Annotated in this window: 14 protein-coding genes; all 14 read left to right on the top strand. The window is 61.1% G+C overall.

Going from position 1 to position 13,160, the window contains the following annotated elements:
- Positions 1–24: 24 nt before the first annotated feature.
- On the top strand, positions 25–549 hold the full coding sequence (locus tag DFR38_RS10020) for a KdsC family phosphatase (RefSeq protein ID WP_110313352.1): 525 nt from the start codon (positions 25–27) through the stop codon (positions 547–549).
- The gene (lptC, locus tag DFR38_RS10025) at positions 546–1,106 is read left to right on the top strand and encodes an LPS export ABC transporter periplasmic protein LptC (RefSeq protein WP_059287111.1); all 561 of its coding nucleotides are present in this window, start codon (positions 546–548) and stop codon (positions 1,104–1,106) included. The genes DFR38_RS10020 and lptC overlap by 4 nt, the downstream gene beginning before the upstream one ends.
- Positions 1,096–1,653, top strand: coding sequence for a lipopolysaccharide transport periplasmic protein LptA (gene lptA, locus DFR38_RS10030; RefSeq protein WP_059287112.1), 558 nt, complete (start codon positions 1,096–1,098; stop codon positions 1,651–1,653). The genes lptC and lptA overlap by 11 nt, the downstream gene beginning before the upstream one ends.
- Positions 1,650–2,381 carry an LPS export ABC transporter ATP-binding protein gene (gene lptB / locus DFR38_RS10035; RefSeq protein WP_059287113.1) on the top strand — a complete coding sequence of 244 codons (732 nt, stop codon included), beginning with the start codon at positions 1,650–1,652 and terminating at the stop codon, positions 2,379–2,381. Before lptA ends, lptB begins: the two co-directional genes overlap by 4 nt.
- 3 nt (positions 2,382–2,384) lie before the next feature.
- Positions 2,385–3,809: an RNA polymerase factor sigma-54 gene (locus tag DFR38_RS10040; protein WP_059287114.1), complete on the top strand. Its 1,425-nt coding sequence runs from the start codon at positions 2,385–2,387 to the stop codon at positions 3,807–3,809.
- A 69-nt stretch (positions 3,810–3,878) separates the two neighbouring features.
- A complete protein-coding gene (gene hpf, locus DFR38_RS10045; protein ID WP_059287115.1) occupies positions 3,879–4,202 on the top strand; it encodes a ribosome hibernation-promoting factor, HPF/YfiA family in 324 nt (107 codons plus the stop codon).
- A gap of 121 nt (positions 4,203–4,323) precedes the next feature.
- A complete protein-coding gene (ptsN, locus tag DFR38_RS10050) occupies positions 4,324–4,788 on the top strand; it encodes a PTS IIA-like nitrogen regulatory protein PtsN (RefSeq protein ID WP_059287116.1) in 465 nt (154 codons plus the stop codon).
- Positions 4,781–5,737 carry an HPr(Ser) kinase/phosphatase gene (hprK, locus tag DFR38_RS10055; RefSeq protein ID WP_059287117.1) on the top strand — a complete coding sequence of 319 codons (957 nt, stop codon included), beginning with the start codon at positions 4,781–4,783 and terminating at the stop codon, positions 5,735–5,737. Before ptsN ends, hprK begins: the two co-directional genes overlap by 8 nt.
- The gene (gene rapZ / locus DFR38_RS10060) at positions 5,718–6,560 is read left to right on the top strand and encodes an RNase adapter RapZ (protein ID WP_059287118.1); all 843 of its coding nucleotides are present in this window, start codon (positions 5,718–5,720) and stop codon (positions 6,558–6,560) included. The genes hprK and rapZ overlap by 20 nt, the downstream gene beginning before the upstream one ends.
- A gap of 97 nt (positions 6,561–6,657) precedes the next feature.
- Positions 6,658–7,284 carry a flavin prenyltransferase UbiX gene (locus DFR38_RS10065; RefSeq protein ID WP_275576184.1) on the top strand — a complete coding sequence of 209 codons (627 nt, stop codon included), beginning with the start codon at positions 6,658–6,660 and terminating at the stop codon, positions 7,282–7,284.
- Between the two features lie 3 nt (positions 7,285–7,287).
- Positions 7,288–8,745 (top strand): NAD(P)H-hydrate dehydratase, encoded by a 1,458-nt coding sequence (locus DFR38_RS10070; protein ID WP_110313353.1) that lies wholly within the window; start codon positions 7,288–7,290, stop codon positions 8,743–8,745.
- Between the two features lie 98 nt (positions 8,746–8,843).
- Positions 8,844–9,725: a DMT family transporter gene (locus tag DFR38_RS10075; protein ID WP_110313354.1), complete on the top strand. Its 882-nt coding sequence runs from the start codon at positions 8,844–8,846 to the stop codon at positions 9,723–9,725.
- A gap of 257 nt (positions 9,726–9,982) precedes the next feature.
- Positions 9,983–11,527 (top strand): sensor histidine kinase, encoded by a 1,545-nt coding sequence (locus DFR38_RS10080; RefSeq protein WP_082693656.1) that lies wholly within the window; start codon positions 9,983–9,985, stop codon positions 11,525–11,527.
- Entirely contained in the window at positions 11,524–13,107 is a 1,584-nt protein-coding gene (locus tag DFR38_RS10085) for a DUF3369 domain-containing protein (protein WP_059287165.1), read from the top strand. The genes DFR38_RS10080 and DFR38_RS10085 overlap by 4 nt, the downstream gene beginning before the upstream one ends.
- The last annotated feature ends 53 nt before the right edge of the window (positions 13,108–13,160 follow it).

Below are 13,160 nucleotides of genomic sequence, written 5' to 3' on the forward strand. Positions count from 1 at the left end.
GCTAGCACGCCAACAAGGAAAGCCATGCAAGCCATCACCGAACAAGCCCGCAAGATCAAGCTGCTGATCATGGATGTGGACGGCGTCCTCACCGACGGCCGCATCTACTACAACGCCCAGGGCGAAGAAAGCAAATCCTTCTACGTGCAGGACGGCCTGGGCCTCAAGCTGCTGCAGTCCACCGGGGTGCGGCTGGCCATCATCTCCGGCCGCGCCGATCGATGCGTCGAACACCGCGCCCGGGCCCTGGGCATCGACTTCTATTTTGGCGGCATCCACAACAAGCAGGAAGCACTGGCCCAGCTGCTGGAACAGGCCGGCGTCACCGCGGAGCAATGCGCCTTTATCGGCGACGACCTGATCGACCTGCCGGTGCTGCGCCGCGTCGGCCTGGCGGTGGCCGTACCGGCCGCTCCCACCCTGGTGCGCCAGCACGCCCATTACGTCACCGGCTTTCCCGGCGGCCAGGGCGCCGTGCGTGAACTGGCCGAACTCATCATGCAGGCCCAGGGCAATTTCGATGCCATCGTGGCCAGGTATCTGGCATGATCCGCTCGCACCGGCTGTTTCCCATCCTGCTGCTGCTCATCACCGGGCTGCTCACGGTCTGGCTGGATACGGTATCGCGCTGGGAACCCAGCAAGCGCGAGCTGGACCCCAACAAGCCGGAAGTCGTGGTCGAAGGCGTCGTGGCCACCCGCTACGACCCCAAGGGCATGCTGCAGGAAAAAATGACTGCCAGCCGCATGTGGCAATATCCCGACCGCACCGAGTCCTATTTCGAAACGCCCGACCTGCAAAGCTACAAAAACGGTGCGCTGGCCTACCACGCCATTGGCGACAGCGGGCGCTACAACAGCAAGACCAGACAAGCGCTGTTTGACAAGAAGGTCACGCTGATCCAGCCAGCCAGCGCCACGCAGCCGGAAACCCGCGTGGTCAGCAGCAATATGCGTATCGACACCGTGCGACACATCGCACAATCCGCCACGCTGACCCACTTCTATCACGGCAAGTCGAGCGGCAGCGCCGTCGGCTTCATCTATGAACAGCAGACCGGCCAACTGCAGCTGCTGTCCAATGCAAAGGTCACTTATGAAAAATAAATGCCGCAGCTACGCCCGCCTGGCCTTGCTGGCGCTGTCCCTGTGTGCCGGCCATGGCGCACACGCCGAAAAGGCCGACCGCGACAAACCCATTGAAATCAGCGCCGATCGCGGCAACCTCGACCAGCTCAAGGGCGTCACCGTCTGGCAGGGCAATGTCATCATCGTGCAGGGCACACTGAAACTGAACGCCGACCGGGCCACGGTCACCCAGGACAAGCAAGGCAACCAGACCATGCAGGCCACCGGGCGCCAGGTGATGTTCCGCCAGAAGATGGATGGAAAAAACGACTGGATTGAAGGCCAGGCCAACCAGCTCGACTACAACACCGTCACCCACGTCGCCGTGCTGACCGGCAATGCCCGCGTCAAACGCGGCAGCGACCTGGTCATCGGCAACGTGATCACCTACAACACCGAAACCGAGCTGTATGAAGTCAGCAGTGGCGCCAGCAGCAATGGTGGCCGCGTCACCGCCATCATTCAGCCCAAGCCCAGGGACACCACCGCCCCTGCCGCCAAGAAACCCGACGGAAACGCACCATGAGCGGCCCCAGCATTCTGAAAGTCGAGCGGCTTAAAAAGCGCTTCAAGAAACGTACCGTCGTCAAGGATGTCGCCCTGCAGATCCAGAGCGGCGAAGTGGTTGGCCTGCTCGGCCCCAATGGTGCCGGCAAAACCACCAGCTTTTACATGATTGTCGGGCTGATCGGCGCCGATGAAGGCGAAATCTCCCTGGATGGCAACAGCATCACCCACCTGCCCATCCACCAGCGTGCCCGCCTCGGCCTCGGTTACCTGCCACAGGAAGCCTCGATTTTCCGCAAGATGACGGTGGAAGAAAACATCACCGCCGTGCTGGAAATCGCCGGCTACAAGGGTGACAAGCTGGAAAAGGAACTCAGCCTGCTGCTGGACGACCTCAATATCGCCCACCTGCGCGAAAGCAATGCCCTGTCGCTGTCCGGCGGTGAGCGTCGCCGGGTGGAAATCGCCCGCGTACTGGCCACCCGCCCACGCTTCATCCTGCTGGACGAACCTTTTGCCGGCGTCGATCCGATTGCCGTGATCGACATCCAGAAAATCATCACCTTCCTGCAACAACGCGGCATCGGCGTGCTGATCACCGATCACAATGTGCGCGAAACCCTGCGCATCTGTGACCGCGCCTACATCATCAGCGACGGCTCGGTACTGGCCTCCGGCGAGCCGGAAGAACTGGTCAACAACGAGAAAGTGCGCCAGGTCTACCTGGGCGAGCACTTCCACCTGTAAGCCATGAAACAGTCACTACAGCTCAGGGTCTCGCAACAACTCACGCTCACCCCGCAACTGCAACAGTCGATCAAACTGCTGCAGCTGTCCACCCTCGACCTGCAAACCGAAGTCGAGCGCTTCCTGCTGGACAACCCCATGCTGGAGCGTGGCGATGACACGCCGACGCAAGAAGGCAGCAGCAGCGACACGCCAGCGGCCGCAGAAGACAGCACGCCCACCTCCGACAGCACGGACAGCGACAGCAGCCCGCGGGATGACAGCAGCGGGGAACTCACCGACTGGGGCAGCGGCAGCCGCCGCAACGACGGCGACGACGAGTTCGACCCCATGCTCAACGTCCCCTGCCCGGTCAGCCTGCGCGAGCACCTGCTGGCCCAGCTGGGCGAGCTGACCCTGCCCACCCGCGATCAGGCCATCGTGCAATTGCTGATCGAAGAACTGGACGACAATGGTTTTCTCAGTGTCGACCTGGAAGAGCTGGCCAGCCATCTGCCGCTGGAGCTGGAGCTGGAAGCCGACGAACTGATGGTCGGCCTGCGCCTGTTGCAGCAATTCGACCCTGCCGGCATCGCCGCCCGCTCACTGGCCGAATCACTCTGCCTGCAACTGGACCGTTTGCCACAGCAGGAAAACGGCCATGCACTAGCCCGCAAGATCGTGGCAGAACACCTGAACTTGCTGGGCAATCGCGACTATACCCGGCTCAAGCGCATACTCGGCGTCGACGACGACGCCATCCGCCAGGCCCAGCAACTGATCGCAAGGCTGACCCCCCATCCGGCCGCCGGTTTCGGTGGCGAAGACGTGCACTATGTCATCCCCGATGTCACCGTGCGCAAGCGCCGCGGCCGCTGGGTGGCCGAACTCAATAACGGGGCCGTGCCACGGCTGCGGGTCAACCAGCTGTACGCCCAGATGCTGTCGGAAAACCGCGCCGGCGCAGGCGAGCTTTCCGGCCGCCTACAAGAAGCAAAATGGCTGGTAAAGAACATCCAGCAACGATTTGACACTATCCTGAAAGTGTCGGAAGCTATAGTCGAAAGGCAGCAAGCGTTCTTTGAACACGGAGAAGTGGCCATGCGTCCGCTCATCCTGCGCGATATCGCAGACGAGCTGGGGCTGCATGAATCAACCGTTTCCCGGGTGACCACCCAGAAATACCTGCTCTGCCCGCGTGGCTTGTTTGAGCTGAAATATTTCTTCGGCAGTTCCCTGGAAACCGACAGTGGCGGCGAATGCTCGGCCACTGCCATCAAGGCCCATATCCGCCGCATGATAGACGGCGAAAACCCGGCCAAGCCACTTTCCGACAGCGCCATCGCCGACGAACTGGGTAAACAGGGCATGCAGGTTGCAAGACGTACCGTTGCGAAGTATCGTGAAGCTATGCAGATTCCACCGGTCAACCTGCGCAAGGCACTGTAGGGCGCCTTGAAGAATATCCGCTCGCCCGGCCGACCCGACCGGGCAGTCAACACAAGAAGGAGTTAGGGTATGAACCTCAAAGTAACCGGTCTCCACCTCGAAGTAACCCCGGCCCTCCGTGAATTCCTGGAAAGCAAGCTGGAACGTGTCACCCGCCATGTCGATCATGTCATCGACGTTACCGTCACCCTGTCGGTGGACAAGCTGGTGCAGAAGGCGGAAGTCAACGTTCACCTCTCCGGCAAGGACATCCATGTGGAAGCCACCGACTCCGACATGTACGCTGCCATCGACTTGCTGATGGACAAGCTGGATCGACAGGTACTCAAGCACAAGGAAAAGCAGAACGAACACCGCGTGACTCCGCAGGTTCAGCCGGAAGCCACCCTGTAATCACCTGACCGACGATGCGGGAACCCAGCGGGTTCCCGTTTTTATTTGCAGCGAGCCTTTTTCATTTTGATGAAGGCAACGTAGAATTGGCCAGTTTTTGTAGCCGCGTGCACACACTCCTATGAGCCTGATCGGCAAAATCCTGACACAGGATCACATCCTCCCGGACCTGGATGTCGCCAGCAAGAAGCGCGTCTTCGAGCAGGTGGGCCTCCTTATCGAAAACACCCACGGCATTGCGCGCAGTGAAATTTTCGACTGCCTGTTTGCCCGGGAAAAGCTTGGCTCCACCGGACTGGGCCAGGGAGTCGCCATTCCGCATGGCCGTGCCCGTGGCCTGAAGGAAGCGGTCGGCGTCTTCATCCGGCTGAAGGCCCCCATCCCCTTCGATGCACCGGATGGCAAGCCGGTACAAAGCCTGTTTGTACTGCTGGTACCCGAACAGGCAACCGATCTGCACCTGCAGGTGCTGTCGGAACTGGCCCAGCTTTTCTCCAGCAAACAGCTGCGAGAACAATTGCTGACTGCCCCCCACCGCGCCGAGCTTTACCAGTTGCTCACTGCATGGAATACCAATAATGCCTAGCATCACCGTGCGCCGGCTGTATCAGGACAATCAGCAAAAGCTCAACCTGACCTGGGTGGCTGGCACCGGCGGTGCCGACAGCCCCATCGGCAATGACGAGCAACGCCCCACGCTGGCACTGGTCGGTCACCTCAACTTCATCCACCCCAACCGTGTGCAGGTGCTGGGTCTGGCCGAAGTCGACTACCTGAACCGGCTGGAACAATCCGCCGCCAAGACCGCGCTGGACCAGCTGTTCCACAAGACCATGTCGGTGGTGATGGTGGCCAATGGCCAGCAGGTGCCCAAACTGCTGCGCGACTACTGCCACACCCATAACGTGCCACTGATGAGCACGCCGCTGGAAAGCCCCTACCTGATGGATGTGCTGCGCATCTATCTGGCACGCGCGCTGGCGGTGTCGACGGTGCTGCACGGCGTTTTCCTGGATGTGCTGGAAATCGGCGTGCTGATCATGGGCGACTCGGCCATGGGCAAAAGCGAACTGGCACTGGAACTGATTTCACGCGGCCATGGCATGGTGGCCGATGATGCGGTCGAGCTCTACCGCATCGGCCCGGAAACGCTGGAAGGCCGCTGCCCGCCGCTGCTGCGCGACTTTCTGGAAGTGCGTGGCCTGGGCATTCTGAATATCCGCACCATTTTCGGTGAAACCGCCGTCCGGCCGAAAAAGGTGCTCAAACTGATCATCCACCTGGTGAAAGCCAACGACCAGGCCATGCAGGCACTGGACCGGCTGAACATCCAGTCCGAAACCCAGGACATCCTGGGGGTGACCGTGCGCAAGGTGGTGCTGCCGGTGGCGGCAGGCCGCAACCTGGCGGTACTGGTGGAAGCGGCCGTGCGCAATTACATCCTGCAACTGCGCGGCATCGACAGCACACGCGAATTCATCGAACGCCATACCAACTTCCTCAGAGATCAGGAAAATGCGCCTGATATTGATTAGCGGCCTGTCCGGCTCCGGCAAGTCCATTGCCCTGCGGGCACTGGAGGATTCCGGCTATTACTGCGTGGACAATCTGCCAGCCACCATGCTGCACGAAGCCATGTCGCTGTATGCCGACTACGGCTACGAACAGATCGCCATCAGCGTGGATACCCGCTCCAGTCCTTCGCTGGGCGCACTGCCACAAGAAGTGGACAAACTGCGCCAGCAAGGGGTGGACGTACGGCTGCTGTTTCTGGAAGCCAAGGCGGAAACCCTGGTCAAGCGCTTTTCCGAAACCCGCCGTCGCCACCCCTTGTCCGGCAGCGGCTCCACGGTGGAAGAATGCATACGGCTGGAGCAGGAATTGCTGGCCAGCATCCAGGAAATGGGCATTCGCATCGACACCAGCGAGCTGTCGGCCAATGCCCTGAAAAGCTGGATCAAGGAACTGGTGGAAGCCGACAGCAGCCGGCTGACCATCATCTTCGAGTCCTTCGGCTTCAAGCATGGCGTCCCACTGGATGCCGACTATGTCTTCGACGTGCGCTGCCTGCCCAATCCCTATTACGATCCGGTCCTGCGTCCGCTGACCGGGCGCGATCAGGCGATTGTCGATTTTTTCCTGCAGCAGCCGCTGGTGGCCGAAATGACCGAAGACATCCGTCATCTGGTGGCCAAATGGCTGCCGGAATTCAGCCGTGAAAACCGCAGCTATCTGACAGTCGCCATTGGTTGTACTGGCGGCCAGCACCGCTCGGTCTATATTGCCGAACAACTGGCACGGGCCTTTCCCGTCGAACAGGTGCTGCTGCGCCACCGCCAGCTGTTCCGCGAAGCCTGAACCGGCACTGGCCGCTAGCGGCGGACAGTGCCACCCCACCCTCCGGGCCCTGGTGGATCCTGCCCACAGCATCGGCAAGATCCCTGCCCATTGGAAGATGCTGATGCCCATACCCCAAACCGTTACCGTCGCCCTGACCGGGGCCTCCGGCCTGCCTTATGGACTGCGCCTGATCGATGCGCTGATCGCCGCCGGCACCCGCGTGTGGGTTCTATACTCACAGGCAGCCCAGGTGGTGGCCAAGCAGGAAATGGATCTGCATCTGCCCTCTCGCCCTGCCGAAGTACAGCAATGGCTATACCAGCGCACCGGCGCACAAGCAGAACAACTGGCGGTGTTTGGCCGTGAAGAATGGTTTGCCCCGGTGGCCTCCGGCTCCAACCCGGCCGATGCCATGGTGGTCTGCCCCTGCTCGATGGGCACCCTGGCGGCCATTGCCCATGGCATGAGCGATAATCTGATCGAGCGTGCCGCCGATGTCAGCATCAAGGAAGGGCGCAAGCTGATCCTGGTGCCACGCGAAACCCCGCTGTCGGTCATCCACCTGGAAAACATGCTGCAGCTGGCACGGCTGGGTGTGGTCATCCTGCCTCCTGCGCCTGGCTTCTATACCCATCCGGCCAGCGTCGATGACATGGTGGATTTTATCGTGGCACGCATTCTGGATCAGTTGCGCATCCCCCATAGCCTGATGCCGCGCTGGGGTGAAGCACACAAGGAGTAAACCATGCGGGAAAACGCGTTGTGGAGCCTGCCGGCCTTGCGCCGGCTCGAAACCGAAGCCGAGCTGCAAGGGCTCGATCTGATGCAACGCGCCGCCCGCGCCACGGCCGACTGGGTGAGACAGCGCCTGCACAGTGATGCGCGCATTCTGGTGGCAGCCGGCCCCGGCAATAATGGCGGCGATGCCCTCTACGCGGCACTGCTGCTGATGCAGGCTGGCTACAGCGTGGACATCCTGCTGCCGCAAGCCGCCACCAGCCGGCAAAGCCAGGCGGCACTGCAAGCCATCCGTCAGGCCGGCGGGATTCCGCTGCAACAGCTGGCAAGCGACTATCCAACGCCCGAGCTGCTGATCGACGGCCTGTTCGGCATCGGCCTCAGCCGCCCGCTGTCGGCGGACTGGGCGGCCGTCATGACGCAGCTGAACGCACTGGACTGCCTGAAGCTGGCGCTGGACTGCCCCAGCGGGCTGGACCCTTATACCGGCCAGGCGCAACAAGCCTGCATCCGCGCCAGCCATACCCTGACCTTTCTCTGTCACAAACCGGGGCTGTACTATGCCGCCGGTGCCGATCATGCCGGTCAAATCGAACTGGCCGGGCTCGATTGCCCGCAAGCACTGCTTCCGCCTGCCGAGGGCTATCTGAACCGGCAGGATGCCAGCCCACTGCAACGCCGCCGCGACAGCCACAAAGGCAGCCATGGCACGCTATGCCTCATTGGCGGCAATCGCGGCATGCTGGGTGCCGCCCTGCTGGCCGGCCGCGCAGCACTGGCGGCCGGAGCCGGCAAAGTCCATGTCCTGACACTGGATGGCAGCCTGACCGTCGATCCGCTCTGCCCGGAACTGATGCTGCAATATGCCGACCCGGCCATGCCGCTGCCTGCCGCCGACGTCCTGGCGCTCGGTCCCGGCCTGGGTCAGGACAAACCGGCCCGACAATGGCTCAAACGGGTCCTGGCCAGCACCTTGCCCCTGGTGCTGGATGCCGATGCCCTGAACCTGCTGGCCAGCAATGCCGACCTGCAGCACACACTGGCCCGGCGCCCTGCCAGCACCATACTGACACCGCACCCGGCAGAAGCAGCCCGCCTGCTGGCTTGCAGCAGCGCCGATGTACAAGGTGACCGCCTGAGCGCCGCACGCCAGCTGGCCGAGCGTTTCCAGTGCACCGTGCTGCTCAAGGGTGCCGGCAGCCTGATCGTGACCGTCGGACAACCCTATCTGCTCAATACCAGTGGCGGTCCGGCGCTGGCGGCGGCCGGTCAGGGCGATGTGCTGACCGGGCTGATCGCCGCCCTGCTGGCCCAGGGCATGGAGGCGCACGCCGCCAGCAGTCTGGCAGCGCGGGTACACGGACTGGCCGGTGATGAATACCAGCAACAGGCCGGTGGCCCCATCGGCCTGACCGCATCAGCCACCAGCCAGCGCTGCAGTGCCTGGCTGAACCGCCTGCTCTAGTCTGCCGCCCGTCCAACACCTGTTTTTGTATACAATTCCGCTTCGCACAGCATGCTGGCCCTGTGTAAAATAAGCCACCAATATGGTGGAGAATTGTCTTGCCTCAACAAAAAAAAGCTTACCTGCTCGGGCTTTCTGCCGTTCTTGCCTGGTCTACCGTGGCCACAGCCTTCAAGATCAGCTTGCAGCATCTGTCACCTGCCCAGCTTGTTTTGTATGCAAGCATTGCCTCCACCCTCAGCCTGCTTTCCATCCTGCTGTGGCAAGGCCGTCTTGCCAGCCTGCTGCCGGCCCTGCGTCAGCACTGGCGCGGCTCGCTGCTGCTGGGCGCAGTCAATCCGCTCGCCTACTACCTGATCCTGTTCCAGGCTTACGCCCTGCTGCCGGCCCAGGAGGCCCAGGCCATCAACTACACCTGGGCACTGACCATGACCTTGCTGTCGGTGCCCCTGCTCAAACACCAGCTGAGCCGGCATGACGTGCTGGCCGCGGTGATTTGCTATCTGGGCGTGCTGGTCATCGGCACCCACGGCCAGCTGCTGCAACTGCATTTTTCCAGCCTCGCCGGCGTCGGCTACGCCCTGGCATCCACCCTGCTCTGGGCCGGCTACTGGATTTTCAATGCCCGCGACCAGCGCGAACCGGTAATCGGACTGACGCTCAACTTCTTGCTGTCCTTGCCGCTGACACTGGCCTTTTGCGCTTTCAGCGGCGAACTCAAGCCCGTGGCCTGGCAGGGCCTGGCTGGCGCCGCCTATGTCGGCGGCCTGGAAATGGGCTTCACCTTCGTACTGTGGCTGAGCGCAATGAAGCTCACCAGCAGTACCGCACGCATCGCCAACCTGATTTTCCTGTCGCCCCTGCTATCGCTGGGCTTGATCCACTTCATTGTTGGTGAACCCATCCTGCCCTCCACCCTGATCGGACTGGGCTTGATTCTGGGCGGGCTGCTGCTGCAGAAACTGGGAAAAACCCACTAGAACTACCCTTTAGTTCAGTTCGAATACTTTTGCCGGAACTGATTCCACCAGCGCAAGAGTGCAAAAAAACCGCATTCCTCAACGTGCACCTGCTTGTTGTACTGCCATTTGCAAGCATAAACCTTTAAATTATCCCGATCACCGGCGGCAGCCGTGACAGCTTCATACTGCGATGCCAACATGCTTAGCAATCAGATGTGGCAATTCCCGGGTTGAGTTTCTAGGATTCAAACAGGGTAAGAGGGATAATAAAATCAATGAACAGTATCAAATCGAAGCTCAGGCTTTGGCTGATGATGGGGGTGACCGTGATCGTGGCGATCACCGGTTTGTTGTCATACAACCAGAACCGCAGCCAGGATGAAGCAGATTACCAGGCACAGCGTGCCTCGCTGCAAGCGCGGCTATCCTTGTCCCTGCCACATGGGGTCTGGCAGATGGACGACTCCTATACCCGCCTGACACTGGATGCCGAACTGGGCTGGAACTCCGTGGTGGCCATCCGCATCACCGGTGATGCCGGGCTGAACATCGGCCGCATCCGCAGCGACAACAATACCCTGCGCGACATGGCCCCCTCCGAAAAGCCCAGCAGTGATGACGTGCTGACCCTGCCCATCATCTACCAGAATCGTGAAAAGCTTGGCACGGCCACCGTCTACCTGTCCCGCAGCCAGCTGGAACACCGCCAACTGGTGCACCTGCTGGAAATCCTGCTGGAAATCGTGGTGCTGGATGTACTGATCTTCTTCGTGATGACCTACAACCTGAACCGCTTCGTGTTCGATCCGCTGAAGCGCCTGCAGGACGCACTGAATCGTGCCGCCAGCAGTGATGACGCCAAATCCTCGCGCATCTCGCAACAAACCCAGGATGAATTCGGCGCAGTCACCCGCAGCTTCAACCGCATTGTCGACCGCATTTCCGCCGACCTTGCCATGCGTACGGCGGCCGAGGCCCAGGCGCGCCAGGAAAAGGACAATGCCGAACTGGCCTTGCGCCAGCTGGTGCAGACCCAGCAAACCCTGGTCGAGGCGGAAAAACTCGCCTCGCTGGGCAGTCTGGTGGCGGGCGTGGCCCATGAAATCAACACCCCGGTGGGTATCACCCTGACCACGGCCTCGCACCTGGCCACCACCACCCTGCACATCACGGAAAAACTGGATAACGGCGGGATCAAGAAGAGTGATTTCCAGGCCTATCTGGATACGGCCAAAGAGTGCTGTGAGCTGATCTTGTCCAATGCCGAACGCGCGGCCAACCTGATCCACAGCTTCAAGCAGGTGGCGGTGGATCAAACCAGCGAACAGCGCCGCGACTTCCAGCTCAATGACTACCTGAGTGAAATCGTCACCAGCCTCAAGCCGCGTTTCAAGCGCTCGCAGACCAGCATAGACATTTCCTGCGAAGACGACCTGCTGCTGGACAGCTATCCGGGCGCGGTATCGCAAGTCATCACCAACCTGCTGGTCAATGCCCTGGTACATGGTTTTGATGAAAAACCAGGCGGCACCATCAGCATTCATGCCGAGCGCAGCAGCAACAACAATGTCAAACTGAGCATCCGTGATAACGGCAAGGGCATCCCTGCCGAAAACCTCAACCGCATCTTCGACCCCTTCTTCACCACCCGCCGCGGCAGTGGCGGCAGCGGACTGGGCCTGCATATCGTCTATAACATCATCCGGCAACGTTTGGGTGGCACCATCGAAGTAGAAAGCCAGCCTGGCAAGGGTAGTACCTTCACCATCACCATGCCCTGCATCGCCCCTGAGATCCCGCACAAGGAGTTCAAGCAATGAGCCCGCAGCAAGCAAATGACGACGACTGGCTGCTGGATGACGACCCGCCAGACCACAGCAAGCCTTTGCCCCAGTACAAGCATCCCTGGAAAATCCTGATCGTGGATGATGAACCGGATGTACACAGCGCCACCGCACTGGCCATCCGCAATATCCGCTACAAGGATCGCGCACTCGAGCTGCTGAGCGCCTACTCGGCGGCGGAAGCCCTGCACATGCTGCAGCAGCATGGCGATGTGGCGCTGATCCTGCTGGATGTGGTGATGGAAACCGACGACGCCGGCCTGCGCCTGGTCCGCCGCATCCGCGAGGAGCTGCAGATCAGCACCACCCGCATCGTGCTGCGCACAGGCCAGCCAGGTCAGGCTCCGGAGCAGGAAGTCATCCTCAATTACGATATCAACGACTACAAGACCAAGACCGAGCTGACGGTCCAGAAATTGTTCACCACGGTGATCGCCTCCTTGCGCGCCTACGAAAACCTGATCACCATCGAGAAGAACCGCCAGGGCCTGGCCAAGATTCTGGAAGGGGCCGCCGATCTGTACCAGATGTTCTCGCTCAAGGAGTTTGCCTCTGGCGTGCTCAAGCAGATCAGCGCCATTCTCGATGTCGGCACCGACGGCATCCTGTGCGTGGAAAGCACACCGGACATGACCGGCCGGCCGCAGCTGGAAATCCTGGCCGCTGCCGGCGCCTATGAAAGCCTGCTGGAAAGCGGCAGCCTGGACGACTACCCGGACCTGGCCAGCGCCATCCGGCGCGCCTTGCAGGAAAAACGCAATATCTACCAGCACCCCTACGATGTGTTGTGCATAACCGCGCAGAACGGGCGCGAATTCGCCGTGCACTTCACTCCGCCCTGGCCGCTGGACGATGTCGAACGCAATCTGCTGGAAGTGTTCTGCCAGCGTATTTCCTCGGCCTACGACAACCTCTATCTCTACAACCAGCTGCGCCATTCGCAGGAAGCCACCGTGGTGGCACTGGCAGCCCTGGCCGAGTACCGTGATACCGATACCGGCGCCCATGTGCTGCGGGTGCAGAAACTGACCGATGCCATTGCCGGCGAAATCCGCCAGCGCGGCCAGTATCTGGACCTGCTGACGGCAGAATTCATGGACATGGTGGGCATGGCCAGCATCCTGCACGATGTCGGCAAGGTCGGCACACCGGATCACATCCTGTTCAAGCCCGGCAAACTGGACCCCGAGGAGAGGCGCATCATGGAGCAGCATGCCGGTATTGGCGCCAGCATCCTCGCCAAGTCGGCGCAGATGGTGGAGGGGCAAAGCTATCTGTCACTGGGTTCTGAAATTGCCGGCGGCCACCACGAGCACTTCGATGGCAATGGCTACCCCAACAAACTGAAAGAGCAGCAAATTCCGCTTTCCGCCCGCATCGTGGCGGTGGTGGATGTGTTTGATGCCCTGCTCAACAAGCGTCCTTACAAAGAGCCCTGGGCGTTGTCCGAAACCCTGGACTACATCCGCAGCCGCGCTGGCAGCCAGTTTGATCCGGTCGTGGTCAGTGCATTGTGCGATATGGTGGAGCAAGGGCGGCTGCCCTTCGAGCTGTAAGCTCCGCAGCAACAACAAAGCCGCCAGCAGCTTGCGCTGTGGCGGCTTTGTCA

It is taken from the genome of Aquitalea magnusonii (genome assembly GCF_003202035.1).
Taxonomy (GTDB): domain Bacteria; phylum Pseudomonadota; class Gammaproteobacteria; order Burkholderiales; family Chromobacteriaceae; genus Aquitalea; species Aquitalea magnusonii.

Coding starts and splice junctions, on each gene's coding strand:
- DFR38_RS10020 (WP_110313352.1), top strand. CDS start 25: ATGCAAGCCATCACCGAACAAGCCCGCAAGATCAAGCTGCTGATCATG.
- lptC (WP_059287111.1), top strand. CDS start 546: ATGATCCGCTCGCACCGGCTGTTTCCCATCCTGCTGCTGCTCATCACC.
- lptA (WP_059287112.1), top strand. CDS start 1,096: ATGAAAAATAAATGCCGCAGCTACGCCCGCCTGGCCTTGCTGGCGCTG.
- lptB (WP_059287113.1), top strand. CDS start 1,650: ATGAGCGGCCCCAGCATTCTGAAAGTCGAGCGGCTTAAAAAGCGCTTC.
- DFR38_RS10040 (WP_059287114.1), top strand. CDS start 2,385: ATGAAACAGTCACTACAGCTCAGGGTCTCGCAACAACTCACGCTCACC.
- hpf (WP_059287115.1), top strand. CDS start 3,879: ATGAACCTCAAAGTAACCGGTCTCCACCTCGAAGTAACCCCGGCCCTC.
- ptsN (WP_059287116.1), top strand. CDS start 4,324: ATGAGCCTGATCGGCAAAATCCTGACACAGGATCACATCCTCCCGGAC.
- hprK (WP_059287117.1), top strand. CDS start 4,781: ATGCCTAGCATCACCGTGCGCCGGCTGTATCAGGACAATCAGCAAAAG.
- rapZ (WP_059287118.1), top strand. CDS start 5,718: ATGCGCCTGATATTGATTAGCGGCCTGTCCGGCTCCGGCAAGTCCATT.
- DFR38_RS10065 (WP_275576184.1), top strand. CDS start 6,658: ATGCTGATGCCCATACCCCAAACCGTTACCGTCGCCCTGACCGGGGCC.
- DFR38_RS10070 (WP_110313353.1), top strand. CDS start 7,288: ATGCGGGAAAACGCGTTGTGGAGCCTGCCGGCCTTGCGCCGGCTCGAA.
- DFR38_RS10080 (WP_082693656.1), top strand. CDS start 9,983: ATGAACAGTATCAAATCGAAGCTCAGGCTTTGGCTGATGATGGGGGTG.
- DFR38_RS10085 (WP_059287165.1), top strand. CDS start 11,524: ATGAGCCCGCAGCAAGCAAATGACGACGACTGGCTGCTGGATGACGAC.